This is a genomic window from Halomonas sp. 1513 (genome assembly GCA_001971685.1).
Taxonomy (GTDB): domain Bacteria; phylum Pseudomonadota; class Gammaproteobacteria; order Pseudomonadales; family Halomonadaceae; genus Franzmannia.
In genome coordinates, this window is record CP019326.1 from 3,595,321 (window position 1) to 3,611,208 (window position 15,888).

At 67.2% G+C, this 15,888-nt stretch carries 12 protein-coding genes; 7 read left to right on the forward strand and 5 right to left on the reverse strand.

Annotated features, from left to right (window positions below; genetic code table 11):
• Positions 1–11 precede the first annotated feature (11 nt).
• Both BWR19_16385 and BWR19_16390 read left to right on the forward strand, forming a co-directional pair.
• Entirely contained in the window at positions 12–575 is a 564-nt protein-coding gene (locus tag BWR19_16385; GenBank protein ID APX94387.1) for a DNA-3-methyladenine glycosylase, read from the forward strand.
• Between the two features lie 48 nt (positions 576–623).
• Positions 624–1,688, forward strand: coding sequence for a hydrolase (locus BWR19_16390; GenBank protein APX94388.1), 1,065 nt, complete (start codon positions 624–626; stop codon positions 1,686–1,688).
• Positions 1,689–1,694: 6 nt separating this feature from the next.
• Here BWR19_16390 and BWR19_16395 read toward each other — a convergent pair whose 3' ends face one another.
• Positions 1,695–2,471 carry a C-type lysozyme, inhibitor gene (locus tag BWR19_16395; GenBank protein ID APX94389.1) on the reverse strand — a complete coding sequence of 259 codons (777 nt, stop codon included), beginning with the start codon at positions 2,469–2,471 and terminating at the stop codon, positions 1,695–1,697.
• 102 nt (positions 2,472–2,573) lie between these two features.
• Positions 2,574–4,874, reverse strand: a complete 2,301-nt coding sequence (locus BWR19_16400; GenBank protein ID APX94390.1) for a 5-methyltetrahydropteroyltriglutamate--homocysteine S-methyltransferase — start codon at positions 4,872–4,874, stop codon at positions 2,574–2,576.
• 131 nt (positions 4,875–5,005) lie between these two features.
• Between BWR19_16400 and BWR19_16405 the strand changes: the two genes are divergently transcribed.
• Entirely contained in the window at positions 5,006–5,920 is a 915-nt protein-coding gene (locus BWR19_16405) for a LysR family transcriptional regulator (GenBank protein ID APX94391.1), read from the forward strand.
• Positions 5,921–5,923: 3 nt separating this feature from the next.
• On the opposite strand, the gene BWR19_16410 is transcribed toward BWR19_16405, so the two are convergent.
• A complete protein-coding gene (locus BWR19_16410) occupies positions 5,924–7,531 on the reverse strand; it encodes a two-component sensor histidine kinase (GenBank protein APX94392.1) in 1,608 nt (535 codons plus the stop codon).
• A complete protein-coding gene (locus BWR19_16415) occupies positions 7,531–8,244 on the reverse strand; it encodes a DNA-binding response regulator (GenBank protein ID APX94393.1) in 714 nt (237 codons plus the stop codon). The genes BWR19_16410 and BWR19_16415 overlap by 1 nt, the downstream gene beginning before the upstream one ends.
• A gap of 483 nt (positions 8,245–8,727) precedes the next feature.
• Between BWR19_16415 and BWR19_16420 the strand changes: the two genes are divergently transcribed.
• From BWR19_16420 to BWR19_16430, 3 genes are all read left to right on the forward strand, one after another.
• Complete coding sequence (locus BWR19_16420) at positions 8,728–11,631, forward strand: ribonucleoside-diphosphate reductase subunit alpha (GenBank protein ID APX94394.1); 2,904 nt, start codon at positions 8,728–8,730, stop codon at positions 11,629–11,631.
• A gap of 79 nt (positions 11,632–11,710) precedes the next feature.
• Entirely contained in the window at positions 11,711–12,967 is a 1,257-nt protein-coding gene (locus tag BWR19_16425; protein ID APX94395.1) for a ribonucleotide-diphosphate reductase subunit beta, read from the forward strand.
• A 140-nt stretch (positions 12,968–13,107) separates the two neighbouring features.
• Complete coding sequence (locus BWR19_16430) at positions 13,108–13,419, forward strand: hypothetical protein (protein ID APX94396.1); 312 nt, start codon at positions 13,108–13,110, stop codon at positions 13,417–13,419.
• A gap of 292 nt (positions 13,420–13,711) precedes the next feature.
• On the opposite strand, the gene BWR19_16435 is transcribed toward BWR19_16430, so the two are convergent.
• A complete protein-coding gene (locus BWR19_16435) occupies positions 13,712–13,891 on the reverse strand; it encodes a hypothetical protein (protein ID APX94397.1) in 180 nt (59 codons plus the stop codon).
• A 151-nt stretch (positions 13,892–14,042) separates the two neighbouring features.
• Here BWR19_16435 and BWR19_16440 point away from each other — a divergent pair, with 151 nt between their 5' ends.
• Positions 14,043–15,866: a cation:proton antiporter gene (locus BWR19_16440; protein ID APX94398.1), complete on the forward strand. Its 1,824-nt coding sequence runs from the start codon at positions 14,043–14,045 to the stop codon at positions 15,864–15,866.
• Positions 15,867–15,888: the final 22 nt, after the last annotated feature.

The following is a 15,888-nucleotide window of genomic DNA, read 5'->3' on the forward strand; positions in this document are numbered from 1 at the left end:
GATACACCAGCATGTCCGCCTACTGTGACCAAGCCCCGGGCCATGAATTCCATGGCCCCTATCACGACCACGAATATGGTTTCCCGGTCGTCGACGATGACACCCTGTTCGAGCGACTGGTGCTGGAGATCAACCAGGCCGGGCTCTCCTGGCTCACCGTGCTCAAGAAGCGCAACGCCTTCCAGGCCGCCTTCGAGGGTTTCGATATTGCCCGGGTGGCCGCCTACGGTGAACACGAACGCACGCGCCTGCTGAGTGATGCCGGGATCATTCGCAACCGCCTCAAGGTCGACGCCGCGATCCACAATGCGCAGGTGGTGCAGAACCTGCAGGCCGAGCACGGCAGCTTCAAGGCCTGGCTCGACCACCATCACCCGCTGCCCCACGCCGACTGGGTCAAGCTGTTCAAGCGCACCTTCCGCTTTACCGGCCCGGAGATCGTCAACGAGTTCCTGATGAGCAGCGGCTACCTGCCCGGCGCCCACCGCGACGACTGCCCGGTCCAGGCGCGTATCCTGGCGGCCCGACCGCCGTGGGCGACGGCCGGGAACCCTGTCGCGGATCGCCACTCATAACAGCGGATCATTCACGCCACGGCGGCGCATCGGGATAACGGGAGCGGTATGGATTCGATTACACAGGCGGCGCTGGGTGCCGCCGTTGGCGGCGCCGTGCTCGGCCGCCGGCTGGGACGCAAGGCAGTGCTGATCGGCGCAGCGCTGGGCACGTTGCCGGACCTGGACGTGATGCTCGACTACGGCGACGCCGTGGCCAACTACACCGAGCACCGCGGTTTCAGTCATTCGCTATTCGTGCTCACCGGCCTGGGCACGCTACTGGCGCTGCTCGCCGCACGCTTTGCCCCGGCGCGGGACATTCCACTACGCCACTGGTGGCTGTTTTTCGTACTGTGCCTGACCACCCATCCGCTGCTCGATGCGCTGACCACCTACGGCACTCAGCTGTGGTGGCCGCTGGACGTGCGGCCCAGCGCCTGGCCGATCGTGTTCATCATCGATCCGCTCTACACCCTGCCGCTGCTGGTCGGTATCGTGCTCGCCCTGGTCAGCGGCAATGGCCGCCGGGCACCGGCCTGGGGGCTGGCACTGTCGAGCCTGTATCTGGTGCTCGCCTTCGGCGCCAAGAGCCTGGTGGAGTATCGTCTCGGGCCCGAGCTTGCCGAACGTGGTCTTGCCGACGCCCCGCGGCTGGTGCAGCCGACGCCGTTCAATACCCTGCTGTGGCGAGTCACGGTGATCGACGGCGACGACCAGCACGAAGCGCTGGTCAGCGTCTTCGACGGCCGCACGCCCATCGAGTTCGAGCGCTTCTCGCGGGGTGCCCAGTGGGAGCCGGCGGCGCTGGCCAGTGCCAATGGCGCACGCCTCGACTGGTTTGCCGGCCCCTACCTGCGCTACGACGTGGAGCTGGTCGACGACCTCCCGATCCTCACCGCCACCGACCTGCGGCTGGGCTTTCCGGGCTTTCACCCCTTCACCTTCACGCTGCTCGAGGCCGACCTCGACGCCGGCCAGTGGCATCCGCTGGCCAGCGAGCAGCGCGAAACGCCGCCCCGCGCCAACGGCGAGGCGCTGGCGCTGCTCGGCCAGCGCATCCTCGACCCCGAGGCGCCGCTGTGCCTCGGCGAGCTGGTCGACGAGCGCTGGCATGAAGAGGTCTCCTGCTGACTCTCCTCAGGGGGCGATGCCCTGCCCACAGCCCCTATACGTCTGCCCGTCGAGGGTCAGCGTGACGCGCACCGGGAAGGGGTCGCCCTTCATGTCGTCGAAGCAGGCCCTGGCCTCCAGCTCCAGCAGGAAAGGCTGCTCGGCGGCGCCGCTGACCAGCCGCACCCGGCCGTTGGCATTGTCCATCACGGTGACCCGGTAGGGCAGCCTCATCTCGCGCTCACCGTAGTCGAGCAGCAGCGACAGGCGCGGCGCGTCGTGGTCGAGGCTGACGATCCAGCCTGGCTCGTTGCCGCGGCCGTGGAACATCACTCCGGGACGGTCGGCGCGGGTCATGGCGGAGCGCGACAGGTCCTGCTGGCAGTCGAGGCGGCCGTTGTCGCTCTCCACCAGCGCCTCGTCGCCACGGTTCCAGAAGCTGATGTCGTCGACCGTGAAGCGCGCACCGCTGGCCACCACCGCCGGGGCCAAGCGGTAGGCGCCCTGCCGCGACCATAGCCGCAGCTCATCGTCGGCGTACGCCGAGACCAGGTCCTGGGCCGGCTGGCAGTGCCAGCCGACGAACTGCTCGGCGCTGCCGGGGAAGAACAGCGACGGCAGCAGCGGCGCCGGCTCGCTGGCCGCCACCTCGCCCGCCGGACGCTCGTCGGCCACCGCCGTGGCACCGGTGCTGTCGACCACCGGCGGCGGTTCGTCGCTGCTCTGGGGGGCAGCGCAACCGGCCAGCCACAGCGCACCGCACGCCACACCGGCGGTGCGCAGAAAGAGGGGGGAAAGGGTCATCACTGGGCTCCTTGCAAGACCAACCTCGCCTGGTTGGGCACCCAGCATACCAGGCGCCGGGGCGATTCGCCCCGGCGCCTGGCCGTCACCCTCAGCGCAGCATCAACCGTGCTTGCGGCGCAGCTCGCGGGCCGCCTCGACCATATTGGCTAGCGCCGGCTCTACCTCAGCCCAGCCGCGGGTCTTGAGGCCGCAGTCGGGGTTGACCCACAGCCGCTCGGCGGGAATCTTGTCCAGCGCCTTGTCCATCAGCTGCACCATCCAGGCCACCTCGGGAGTGTTCGGCGAGTGGATGTCGTAGACGCCAGGGCCGATCTCGTTGGGATAGGCGAAGTCCTGAAAGGCGTCGAGCAGCTCCATGTCCGAGCGCGAGGTCTCGATGGTGATCACATCGGCATCCAGCGCGGCGATGGAGGCGATGATGTCGTTGAACTCCGAGTAGCACATATGGGTGTGGATCTGGGTGCTGTCCTCGGCCACCGCCGCCGACAGCTTGAAGCAGGCCACCGCCCAGTCGAGATAGCCCTGCCATTCGGCCTGGCGCAGCGGCAGGCCCTCGCGCAGCGCCGGCTCGTCGATCTGGATGATGCGAATGCCGGCGGCCTCGAGGTCGGCGACCTCATCGCGCAGCGCCAGGGCGATCTGCCGGCAGGTGGTCTCACGCGGCTGGTCGTCGCGCACGAAGGACCACTGCAGGATGGTCACCGGGCCGGTGAGCATGCCCTTCATCGGCTTGTCGGTGAGCGACTGGGCGTATTCGCTCCAGGCCACCGTCATCGCCCGGGGGCGCGCCACGTCGCCGACGATCACCGGCGGCTTGACGCAGCGCGAGCCGTAGCTCTGCACCCAGCCGAAGCGGGTGAAGGCGAAGCCGTCGAGCTGCTCGCCAAAATACTCGACCATGTCGTTGCGCTCGGGCTCGCCGTGCACCGGCACGTCGATGCCCAGCGCCTCTTGGCGCGCCACCGCATGGGCGATCTCCTGCTGCATCCGCGCCGTGTAGTCGGCCTGGCTAAGCTCGCCGGCCTTGAACGCGCGCCGCGCGGCGCGGATCTCGGCGGTCTGCGGGAAGGAGCCGATGGTGGTGGTCGGAAACAGCGGCAGATCGAAGGCGCGGCGCTGGGCCCGCGCCCGCTCCGGATAGGGGCTGGCGCGCTCGGCGTCGGCGCCGCTGACCGCCGCCAGGCGCTCGGCTACCGCCGGGCGATGGATACGCGTCGAGGCGCGCCGCGCATCGAGTGCCGCGGTGGCCGACTCGAGGCGGGCGCGGTCGTCCGGCGTGGCGCGGTTGTCCAGCAAGCGTGCCAGGGTCACCGTCTCATCGAGCTTCTGACGGGCGAAGGCCAGCCAGCTCTTGAGCTCGGTGTCGAGCTCGCTCTCGGCCTCGAGGTCCACCGGCACATGCAGCAGCGAGCAGCTCGGCGCGATCCACAGCCGTTCGCCGAGGCGCATGCGCGCATCCACCAGCCGTTCGCGCAGTACCGCCAGGTCGGCGCGCCAGATGTTGCGGCCGTCGATGGCGCCCAGCGACAGCACCTTGTAGCCCGGCAGGTTGTCGATCACCGCGGTGAGCTGCTCGGGGGCGCGTACCGCGTCGATATGCAGGCCGTCGACGGCCAGGCCGGTGGCCAGCTTGAGGTTGTCGCCCAGAGCGCCGAAGTAGGTCGCCAGCAGCACCTTGACCGGCGCACGGGAGAGCCGGCTATAGGCCGACTCGAAGGCCTGCTGCCAGTCGCGGGGCAGGTCCTGGACCAGCGCCGGCTCGTCGAGCTGCACCCACTCGACGCCCTGCTCTGCCAGTCGTGCCAGCACCTCGGCGTAGACCGCCACTACCGCGTCGAGCAGGCTCAGGCGGTCGAGGCCGTCGTCACCCTTGACCTTGCCCAGCCATAGCCAGGTGAGCGGGCCGAGCAGGCTGACCTTGACCGGGTGACCCGCGGCGAGGGCCTCGTCGACCTCGCCGAACAGCCGCTGGCTGGCCAGACGGAAATCCTGGCCGGCATGCAGCTCGGGGACCAGGTAGTGGTAGTTGGTGTCGAAGTACTTGGTCATCTCGCAGGCCGCCGCCGGCGCGCCGCTGGGGGCTCGGCCACGGGCCATGCGAAAGGCGGTGTCGAGATCGATATCGCCAGCGTCCACCTCGTGCTCGGCGCCAAAGCGCGGCGGCACCGCGCCGAGCAGCAGTGAGACGTCGAGCACCTGGTCGTAGAAGGCGAAATCGCCCACCGTGACCATGTCGAGGCCCGCGGCGCGCTGCGCCTGCCAATGCCGGGCGCGCAGTTCGCGCCCCGCGCGTTCCAGACCATCGCGGTCCAGTTCGCCTTTCCAGTACGCTTCGGTGGCGCGCTTGAGTTCACGATTCGCGCCGATGCGTGGGTAGCCGAGAATGTGTGCCAGTGCCATGTGCTAACCCTTGAGGTGATAAACCGATATGATTTATGGCGGCGTCGCCATACGCAGTGGAAGCAGTCTGGCTGGCACCCAAAGGTGAATCAAACTAAATTAATTAATGATCAACTTGAAAGAAACTCACTATGCTCGAGCTACGCCATCTCCGCACCCTGATCGCCCTGCGCGACGCCGGCTCGCTGGTGGAAGCCGCCGAGCGGGTTCACCTCACCCAGTCGGCGCTGTCCCATCAACTCAAGGATCTCGAGGAGCGGCTGGGTAGCCCGCTGTTCCTGCGCAAGACCCGGCCGGTGGAGTTCACCCGCGCCGGCCAGCGGCTGCTGGCCCTGGCCGAGCAGATCCTGCCCCAGGTGCGCATGGCCGAACGCGACCTGGCCAGGCTGGCCGGCAACGAGCAGGGTCGCCTGCACATGGCCATCGAGTGCCACAGCTGCTTTCAGTGGCTGATGCCGACCATCGATTACTTCCGCGATCACTGGCCGGAGGTCGAGGTCGACATTCCCGGCGGTCACCACTTCGATCCGCTGCCGGCACTGGCCCGCGAACAGCTCGACCTGGTGATCACCGCCGACCCCCAGCCGCTGACCGGGGTGCACTACGAGCCGCTGTTCCGCTATCAGGGCCTGCTGGCGGTGGCCAAGCAGCATCGCCTGGCCGGCCGCGCCTGGATCACCCCAGACGACCTGGCCGACGAGACCCTGATCACCTACCCGGTTGAGCACGCTCGTCTCGACGTGTTCAGCCAGTTCCTCGACCCCGCCGGCGTCGAGCCCCGCGAAATTCGCACCGCCGAGCTGACGATCATGATGATGCAGCTGGTGGCCAGCGGCCGCGGTGTCTGCGCGCTGCCCAACTGGGCGCTCACCGAGTACCTCGAGCGCGACTACGTGCGCGGCGTGGCGCTCGGCGAGGGGGGCATGTGGAGCACGCTGTTCGCGGCGATCCGCGAGGAGACCCGCGACGCACCGTGGATGGAGGATTTTCTGCGCACCGCGCGGGAGACGTCGTTTGCGGTACTCGAGGGGATCAAGCCGGCCTGAGGCTCACTGCCCGCCGGGGAGCAGCAGGCTGAAGCGCGCCCCGCCCAAGCTGGGGCTGTCGTCGACCATCACGCTACCGCCGTGCCAGGCCATGACCTTGTGGACGATGGACAGGCCCAGGCCATAGCCGCCCGAGCGCCGGGTGCGGCTGTCGTCGAGGCGCGCGAAGGGTTTGAAGATCTCCTGGCGGTCCTTCTCCGGCACCCCGGGGCCGTCGTCCTCGACGTCGATGCGCACCGCCCGCGCGTCGCTATGCAGCTGTATCAGCACCCGTCCCTCGGCGTGCCGACAGGCGTTGGCCACCAAGTTCTGCAGGGCCCGCTGCAGGTAGCGCGGCTCGGCCTCGATCTCCAACTCCTCGCCCGGCGCCAGCTCGAGGGTTAAGTGCCCGTGCAAGCCGGCCAGCGCCTCGATGACGCGCCGCACCATGGCCCGGCACTCCAACGGTTCGGTGGCTAGCTCGACGCCGTGGGCCTGGTCACTGCCCAGCCGCGCGTAGGTGAGGATCTCGTCGATCAGGCCGTCGAGTTCCTCGATATCGCCGTCGATGCCCGACAGCTGGCGGCGCACCGCGTCGTCGTCGGTCATGTCCTCGACCATCTGCACCGCGAAGCGAATCCTGGCCACCGGCGTGCGCAGCTCGTGGGACACCGCGCGGATCATCTCCTGCTGGGCACGCAGCAGCGCCTGGACCTGGGCGGCCATGCCGTTGAAGGCCATCCCCAGCCGGCCCAGGAAGTCGCTGCTCTCGACCTTGACCCGGGTGTCGAGGTGGCCGCCGGCGATACGCGTAGCGGCCAGTTCGAGCCGCGCCATGCGCGCCTCGACGCCGCGCACGATCAGGTAGATGATGCCGGCCAGCACGCCGAGCATCAGGATCAGCAGCAGCAGCGATAGCGACAGCGGCATGGGCTCGAAGGCGTGAATCGGGCCCACCTGCAGCCACTGCAGTGACTGCGGTGCGTCGCCGCTGTCGAGCTGCAGGAACAGCGTCAGGCTCCAGGCCTCGGGGGTCAGATGCAAGATCGCCTCGCCGGCGCCGAGCCGCGCCAGCTGAGCGCTATCGAGTCGCCGCGGCGGGGTATCGTTGAGACTGAGCGAAAGTGCCGCACTGGAGAGTTCGGCGACACGCTGATGGCGCTGCAGCGGGTCGGCCAGCCACTCGCCGAGCAGGCCCGCCATCCCACGCAGCTGCGCCTCGCTGATGCCATCGAGGCGCGCCTCGAGCACCGCCGCCTCGTCGGGCAGGCGCATGAACAGTCGCCAATCTGTGTCGCCCCGGGTGTCGATCACCACCCGCTCGGCGTCGAGCCGGGCACGCTGAAAATAGCCGAGACCGCGACTCTCGGCGTCATCGTGCAGATGCAGTGCGATATCGAGTTGGGTGCCGCGCTGGACCAGCCACTGGCCGCGCTGATCCTGCGCCGTGGCGCTCAGTTGCCGGACCAGCAGGCGCATCGGCGCTTCGGCGAGCTGCTCGCGATACTGCTCGCGACGCACCTGATCGACCAGCGTGAAGCCGCCCAGCGCCAGCCCGAAGGCGAGCACCAGTGCCAGGGCCAGCAGCACATAGACGCGTAGGAAGGTGCTGCCCGACAGCGAGCGCAGCATCAGCCGTCCTTGACGAACAGATAGCCCTTGCTGCGCACCGTCTTGATGCGGTGCGGATGGTTGGGATCGTCGCCGATCTTGGGTCGGATACGCGACACCCGCACGTCGATGGAGCGGTCCTGGCCGTCGTACTTGATGCCGCGCAGCTCGCTGAAGATTTCCTCTCGGGTCAGCACCCGCCCGGCGTGGCTGGCGAGCAGCCACAGCAGGTCGAACTCAGCGCTGGTCAGGTCGATGCGATCGCCCTCCAGCCAGGCCTCGCGGGTGGCGCTGTCGACGACCAGGTTATTGAAGGTCAGCCGCGCATCGCCGCTGCTTTCGCCGCTGTCGGTGCGGCGCATCAAGGCGCGCATCCGCGCCAGCAGCACCCGCGGCTGAACCGGCTTGGGCACGTAGTCATCAGCACCCATCTCCAGCCCCAGCACCTGATCCATGTCGTCGGTGCGCGCCGTCAGCATCAGGATCGGCCCGGCATAGTCGGTGCGCGCCCGGCGGCAGATCGACAGGCCGTCTTCCCCCGGCAGCATAAGGTCGAGAATCACCAGATCCGGCTGCAGCGAGACGATGCGCTCGACGGCGCGCGCACCGTCGGCCTCGACCGTAACCTGGAAGCCGTTGGCCTCGAGGTAGTCCCGGGTCAGCTCGGCGAGCCGTTCATCATCCTCGATGATCAGTACATGATCCTGGTCGTTGCGCTCCACGCGTTGGTCCATCCCGTCATATCCGTCCGTTGTTGGGAGGCGGCCACTACAGCCACTACTAAGGCCGCTCGTTGCGACATCCTGCAACGCCGGTTTACCCACGTCACTACAGGGCCACATTGTTATTAGCGAATGATACCCAAGGATACCCGAAATAACCGAATTTGCAGCGAGCGTCTATCACAAAACGGCTTTTTTGCCGTTGCCTCAGATCAAGAAACGCTCTGCCATGCGGTCTCCCAGAGGGCCTCGATTCACACCCAGGAGAGACACAAGATATGCACAGCTTATCCACTTGATGAATGCCATACGGCACACTATCTTGTGCTCGTGACCTGCAAGAACACAATATGGTGTGCTCTTACCAAGTCAGCCTAACACTGTCAAATTGCACCGACACTGCGTCAGGTGCCCCGTACCAGCCCGCCTGATCGAGGGCGGCGAGGCGCGCCACGCGCTGCTTTCCAACCACCACCGCTAGGACGACACGGCGCCATGGATACCACTTTGACTCCCGGCAAGACGCCGGTGAACGTGACCGCCCCCAACCAGCTGCGGGTGATCAAGCGAGGCGGCGATGTCGTCTCTTTCGATGCCAGCAAGATCTCGGTGGCGATGACCAAGGCGTTCATCGCCGTGGAAGGCGACAACGCCGGCGCCTCGTCGCGGGTCCGCGACTTCGTGGCCCAGGCCTCGGCCGCGATCAGCGAGGCTTTCCTGCGCCGCATGCCCGACGGCGGCACCCTGCACATCGAGGACATTCAGGACCAGGTGGAGCTGGCGCTGATGCGTGCCGGCGAGCAGAAGGTCGCCCGCGCCTACGTCCTCTACCGCGAGGAGCACGCCCGGGCGCGTGCCGCCGCCGGCGGCGACATCGAGAAGCCGCACCCGACCCTCAACGTCACCGCCCTCGACGGCAGCCGCCGCCCGCTCGATCTGGGCCGCGTCGAGACCCTGGTGTTCGACGCCTGCGAAGGGCTGACCAACGTCGACCCCAACAAGATCGTCGAGGATTCGCTGAAGAACCTCTATGACGGTGTGACCGTCGACGGCGTCTCCCAGGCGCTGATGATGACCGCGCGCACCCTGGTCGAGAAGGACCCCAACTACACCTACGTCACCGCGCGGCTGCTGCAGGACAACCTGCGCCGCGAGGCGCTGTCGTTCCTGGGCGTCGCCGAAGAGGCCACCTACCAGGAGATGGCCGAGCTCTACAAGCCGGCCTTCAAGGCCTATATCGAGCGCGGCATCGGCTTCGAGCAGCTCGACGAGCGGCTCGCCGAGTTCGACCTCGAACGCCTCGGCGACGCGCTGGATCACAGCCGCGACATGGCCTTCACCTATCTCGGCCTGCAGACCCTCTACGACCGCTACTTCATCCACCAGGACGACGTGCGCTACGAGCTGCCCCAGGTGATGTTCATGCGCGTGGCGATGGGCCTGGCGCTCAACGAGGACGACCGCGAAGCGCGCGCCATCGAGTTCTATGAGCTGCTCTCCAGCTTCGACTACATGGCCTCCACCCCGACCCTGTTCAACTCCGGCACCCAGCGCAGCCAGCTCTCCAGCTGCTACCTGACCACCGTGCCCGACGATCTGGACAGCATCTACAGCGCGATCCGCGACAACGCCCTGCTCTCCAAGTGGGCCGGCGGCCTGGGCAACGACTGGACACCGGTGCGCGCGCTGGGCTCCTACATCAAGGGCACCAACGGCAAGAGCCAGGGCGTGGTGCCGTTCCTCAAGGTGGTCAACGACACCGCCGTGGCGGTCAACCAGGGCGGCAAGCGCAAGGGTGCGGTGTGCGCCTACCTCGAGTCGTGGCACCTCGACATCGAGGAGTTCCTCGAGCTGCGTAAGAACACCGGCGACGACCGCCGCCGCACCCACGACATGAACACCGCCAACTGGGTGCCGGATCTGTTCATGAAGCGGGTCTTCGACGACAAGGAGTGGACGCTGTTCTCGCCGGCCACCTGCCCGGACCTCCACGACCTCTACGGCGCCGCCTTCGAACAGCGCTACGAAGAGTACGAGGAGATGACCCGCACCGGTCAGCTCAAGCTGTTCAAGCGCGTGCGTGCCAAGGACCTGTGGCGCAAGATGCTCTCGATGCTGTTCGAGACCGGCCACCCGTGGATCACCTTCAAGGATCCCTGCAACCTGCGCAGCCCGCAGCAGCACACCGGGGTGGTGCACTCCTCCAACCTGTGCACCGAGATCACCCTTAACACCAGCCCCGAGGAGATCGCGGTGTGCAACCTGGGCTCGGTGAACCTGGCCCAGCACGTGGTCGACGGACAGATCGACGACGCCAAGCTGAAGAGGACTGTACGCACCGCCGTACGCATGCTCGATAACGTCATCGACATCAACTACTACGCGGTGCCCCAGGCACGCAACTCGAACATGAAGCACCGCCCGGTGGGGCTCGGCATCATGGGCTTCCAGGACGCCCTCTACGCCCACGGCATCGCCTATGCCAGCCCGGAGGCGGTGGCCTTCGCCGACCGCTCCATGGAGCTGGTCAGCTACCACGCCATCGAGGCCTCTTCGGATCTGGCCGCCGAGCGCGGCCGCTACCAGAGCTTCGAGGGCTCGCTGTGGAGCCAGGGCATTCTGCCCATCGACTCCATCGACAGGCTCAAGGTCGAGCGCGGCGAGAAGTACATCGCCGTGGACACCTCCGCCACCCAGGACTGGTCGAGCATCCGTAGCAAGATCGCCACCCAGGGCATGCGCAACTCCAACGTGATGGCGATCGCCCCCACCGCGACGATCTCCAACATCTGCGGCGTCTCGCAGTCGATCGAGCCCACCTACCAGAACCTCTACGTGAAATCGAACCTGTCCGGCGAGTTCACCGTGGTCAACGCCTACATGGTCAACGACCTCAAGGCGCGCGGGCTGTGGGACGAGGTGATGATCAACGACCTCAAGTACTACGACGGCAGCGTGCAGCCCATCGAGCGGGTGCCCGAGGATCTCAAGGCCAAGTACGCCACCGCCTTCGAGGTCGAGCCCAAGTGGCTGGTGGAAGCCGCCTCGCGGCGCCAGAAGTGGATCGACCAGGCCCAGTCGCTGAACCTCTATATCAAGGGCGTGTCGGGCAAGAAGCTCGACGTGACCTACCGCATGGCCTGGTACCTGGGGCTCAAGACCACCTACTACCTGCGTGCCCTCGGCGCCACCTCGGTGGAGAAGTCCACCGTCGAGCGCGGCAACCTCAACGCGGTGGGCAATGGCGCGCCGTCCGCTGCCCCGACGCCGGCTCCCACGCCGGCAGGCAGCGCCGAGCCGCGCGGGGTCGATGACTTCCTCACCGGCAAGGCCGGCAGCGGCTCACGCGCCCCCTCGGCCGGGGACATCGACGAACTGGGCTGCGAGGCCTGCCAGTAAGCGCCAAGCAAGAGGGAGGGCATCGGCCTCCCTCTCGTCAACACCGAATCTAGCCGGAACCTGACCGGGAGAGAGACAGATGCTGAACTGGGACGAATTCCACGAAGACGACAGCGCGGTCGCTGAATCCAGCCCGCAGTACGCGGCCCCCAAGCCCGCACCGGCCAAGCCCGCGCCGGCGCCGAGCGCCGAGGAGGCGCCCGAGGGCGGCACCGGCAACCGCTACCAGACCGCCGACGAGGAGCGCCTGGCGCGGGCGCGCAAGTCGCTTGAAGAGCTCGACGTGGCCGCCGGCCTCGAGGAGCTCGAGATGGGCGCGGCGCGCATCGAAGTCGACGACAAGCAGATGATCAACGCCCGCGCCGACTTGAACCAGCTGGTGCCGTTCAAGTACGAGTGGGCGTGGCAGAAGTACCTGGACGGCAGCGCCAACCACTGGATGCCCCAGGAAGTGAACATGAACGCCGACATCGCGCTGTGGAAGAGCCAGGACGGCCTCACCGCCGACGAGCGGCGCATCGTCGAGCGCAGCCTCGGCTACTTCTCCACCGCCGACTCGCTGGTCGCCAACAACCTGGTGCTGGCCCTGTATCGCCTGATCACCAATCCCGAGTGCCGCCAGTACCTGCTGCGCCAGGCCTTCGAGGAGGCCATCCACACCCACGCCTACCAGTACTGCGTGGAGTCGCTGAGCATGGATGAGGGCGCGGTCTTCAACATGTACCGCGAGGTGCCCTCGGTGGCCGCCAAGTCGGCCTGGAGCCTCAAGCACACCCAGTCGCTGTCGCGTCCCGACTTCCAGACCGGCACCCCGGAGACCGACCAGGAGCTGCTGCGCAACCTGGTGGCCTTCTACTGCGTCACCGAAGGCATCTTCTTCTACTGCGGCTTCAGCCAGATCCTCTCCATGGGCCGGCGCAACAAGATGACCGGCGTCGCCGAGCAGTTCCAGTACATCCTGCGCGACGAGTCGATGCACCTGAACTTCGGCATCGACATGATCAACCAGATCAAGATCGAGAACCCGCACCTGTGGACCGCCGAGTTCCAGGACGAGGTGACCCAGATGATCATCGAGGGCACCGAGCTGGAGATCGCCTACGCCCGCGACACCATGCCCCGCGGCGTGCTGGGCATGAACGCGGCGATCATGGAGGAGTACCTGCACTTCATCTGCAACCGCCGCCTGGCCCAGATCGGCTTGAAGGAGCAGTACCCCGGCGCCAAGAACCCCTTCCCGTGGATGAGCGAGATCATCGACCTGCGCAAGGAGAAGAACTTCTTCGAGACCCGCGTCACCGAGTATCAGGTGGGCGGCGCGCTGAGCTGGGACTGAGCCCGACAGCGGAGGTGCCGTGCCTGCGGGGATGGCACCTCCGCCCTCATGCCAGCGGCAGGCTGCGCCAACCACTGGCTGACCCACCGTCTGCTGCCCCTACCGCCATGCGATAGGCCCAACGGATGCCGACCACCCCAATGGAGGGCACTGCCATGAGCTCACCTCTGGCAATCGAGCAGGACGTTTCCCGACAGTGGCAACACGCGCTGGACCGCGCCCTGGCGGCCCACGAGCAGGAAAGCGCCACCGCCTACTACACCTATATCGCGCTGGCCTTCCCCGCCGTCGCGCCCTACACCAGCGCTACCAACCCGCTGATCGATTTCCGTGCCCTCAAGCACTGGGCCAGCGAGCGGGGCTGGCGGGTACTGCCGTCACGCCAGGTATCGCCGAGCGACAAGTACCGCCCCCCGGTACGCTTTCAGCGCCAAGCGACGTCGCTGCACTGAGCGCGACAGGGGGATTGAAAGACACCGTCCATCCGGCGCAGACTGGAGATGTCTTCCCTAGCGTGTGGCGCCTTGCGCCACCGCCCCCGTGCTTCGCTACCCAGAGGGTCGTCGCCATGAGCAAGAGCATCATCGAACGCGTCTACGTTCCCACCCACGTTCGCCAGCTTCCCAACGGCGAGCGGGTCAAGATCCCCGGTCACTACAAGTCACCGTCACGCTGACACATACCGAAAAGGGCAAGCCATTGGCTTGCCCTTTTGCTGTGTCGGCCTTGCGCAACGATGTATCGCTAGCCCTTGGGCCCCAGCAATAGCCAGAAGATCAATCCGATCAGCGGGAAGAACAGCAGGATCAGGATCCACAGCAGCTTGGCCACCGGCCCCGCCGAGCTCTTGGCCACCTTGACCACGGCCCATATCACGATGATCAGCCAGATCAGGCCCAGCAGACCGCCAACTTCGATTCCCATGGTGCACTCTCCTTTGCAGTTCAACGGGCGTCCCCCCGCATGGTAAGCCTTGTCGACGCAGATTGCACAGCCGCCGCATCTTGACCTGTGGCAGCGCCCTTGACGCGTTATCATGACGGCCTTACCCGCTGATCGCTGAACGGATGCTCACTTGGCCACCGACCTGCTCTTTAACGCCCTGATCTTCCTCGCCGCCGCGGTACTGATCGTGCCGCTGTGCAAGCGCCTCGGCCTCGGCGAAGTGCTCGGCTACCTGGCCGCCGGGGTGGTGATCGGTCCCTCGGTGCTGGCGCTGGTACCCGACGCCGAAGGCGTACTGCAGTTTTCCCAGGTAGGCATCGTGCTGCTGCTGTTCGTGATCGGCCTGGAGCTCAAGCCGGCGCGCCTCAAGGTGATGCGCCATGCGGTATTCGGTTTCGGCAGCCTGCAGGTCGCGGTGACCAGCCTGGCACTGTCGCTAGGCGCCTGGTGGCTGGGGCTGGCCCCCGTCGCCGCGCTGGTGGTGGGATTCAGCCTGGGGCTGTGCTCCACGCCGCTGGTGCTGCAGCTGCTCGGCGAGCGCAAGGAGCTGCAGACCCGCCATGGCCGCAACGCCTTCGCCCTGCTGCTGTTCCAGGATCTGGCGGCGATTCCGGTGCTGGCGGCGATTCCGATTCTCGCCGCGGGGGCGCTGCTGGCCGACGGTGCCGCCCCGCTGCTGCGCGAAGTGGCATTGGCCATCGCCGCCTTCGCGGTGCTGATCGTCGGCGGTCGCCTGCTGCTGCGGCCGCTGTTCCGCATGGCCGCCGGCACTGGCAGCCGCGAGGTGTTCGCCGGCACCACCCTGCTGGTGGTGATCGGCGCCGCCCTGCTGATGGAGCTGGCCGGGCTGTCCATGGCGCTGGGCGCCTTCATCGCCGGCGTGCTGCTCGCCGACTCCGAGTATCGCCACAACATCGAGGCCGATATCGAGCCTTACCGCGGCCTGCTGCTGGGGCTGTTCTTCATGGCGGTGGGCATGATGGCGCAGATCGGCCTGCTCGCCGCGATGCCGCTGACCATCCTCGGCCTGACGCTGGGCCTGCTGCTGCTCAAGGGCGCCAGCGTGCTGGTCGCGGCAAGGCTCTACGGCGCGTCCTGGAAGGAGGCCAGCAGCCTCGGCGTGCTGCTCTCCCAGGGCGGTGAGTTCGCCTTCGTGCTGCTGACCGCCGCGGCCGCCGCGGCAATGCTCGACGCCGAGCTGGTGCAGTTGCTGATCCTGGTGATCTCGCTGTCGATGGCTACCACGCCGCTGCTGTTTCTGCTGCATGTGCGCTGGATTCGACCGCGCTTCGACGCCCCCAGGCCGCGCCCCGGCTACGATAGCCCGCGCGACGACTCGCCGCGGGTGATCATCGCCGGCTTCGGGCGCTTCGGCCAGATCATGGGCCGCGTGCTGCAGGGCCTGAAGATTCCCTATACCGTACTCGACATCAACGCCGACCAGGTCGACTTCGTGCGCCGCTACGGCAACAAGGTGTATTTCGGCGACGCCTCGCGCAGCGACCTGCTGCGTGCCGCCGGGGCCGACAAGGCGCGCATCCTGGTGATCGCGGTGGGTGATATCGAGGCCTCGCTGCGCATCGCCGAGCGGGTGCGGCGCCAGTTCCCGCACCTGCGGCTCTACGCCCGCGCGCGCAATCGCAATCACGCCCACCGCCTGATGCGCGCCGGCATCCATCGGCTGATCCGCGAGATGCTGCCGGCCAGCCTGGAGCTGACCCGCGAGCTGCTGATCGAGCTGGGTCTGCCCGCGGATCAGGCCCAGCACACCGTGGATACCTTCCGCGAGCACGATGAGCGCACCCTGCTGCGCCAGCTCGAGGTGTTCGGCAACGAAAAGCTGCAGATCCAGACCGTCCAGGATGCCGCCCGCGAGCTCGAGGCGCTCTACGAGGCCGACGAGGACATCGCCACGCCCACGCGCGGCGCCCCCTCGCAGCACGACGAGCGTTGATCGGCCCCGGGCACCACGCCGG

Excerpts from the sequence above, each read along its gene's own strand:
- BWR19_16385 (APX94387.1), top strand. The coding sequence starts at position 12 with ATGTCCGCCTACTGTGACCAAGCCCCGGGCCATGAATTCCATGGCCCC.
- BWR19_16390 (APX94388.1), top strand. The coding sequence starts at position 624 with ATGGATTCGATTACACAGGCGGCGCTGGGTGCCGCCGTTGGCGGCGCC.
- BWR19_16395 (APX94389.1), bottom strand. The coding sequence starts at position 2,471 with ATGACCCTTTCCCCCCTCTTTCTGCGCACCGCCGGTGTGGCGTGCGGT.
- BWR19_16400 (APX94390.1), bottom strand. The coding sequence starts at position 4,874 with ATGGCACTGGCACACATTCTCGGCTACCCACGCATCGGCGCGAATCGT.
- BWR19_16405 (APX94391.1), top strand. The coding sequence starts at position 5,006 with ATGCTCGAGCTACGCCATCTCCGCACCCTGATCGCCCTGCGCGACGCC.
- BWR19_16410 (APX94392.1), bottom strand. The coding sequence starts at position 7,531 with ATGCTGCGCTCGCTGTCGGGCAGCACCTTCCTACGCGTCTATGTGCTG.
- BWR19_16415 (APX94393.1), bottom strand. The coding sequence starts at position 8,244 with ATGGACCAACGCGTGGAGCGCAACGACCAGGATCATGTACTGATCATC.
- BWR19_16420 (APX94394.1), top strand. The coding sequence starts at position 8,728 with ATGGATACCACTTTGACTCCCGGCAAGACGCCGGTGAACGTGACCGCC.
- BWR19_16425 (APX94395.1), top strand. The coding sequence starts at position 11,711 with ATGCTGAACTGGGACGAATTCCACGAAGACGACAGCGCGGTCGCTGAA.
- BWR19_16430 (APX94396.1), top strand. The coding sequence starts at position 13,108 with ATGGAGGGCACTGCCATGAGCTCACCTCTGGCAATCGAGCAGGACGTT.
- BWR19_16435 (APX94397.1), bottom strand. The coding sequence starts at position 13,891 with ATGGGAATCGAAGTTGGCGGTCTGCTGGGCCTGATCTGGCTGATCATC.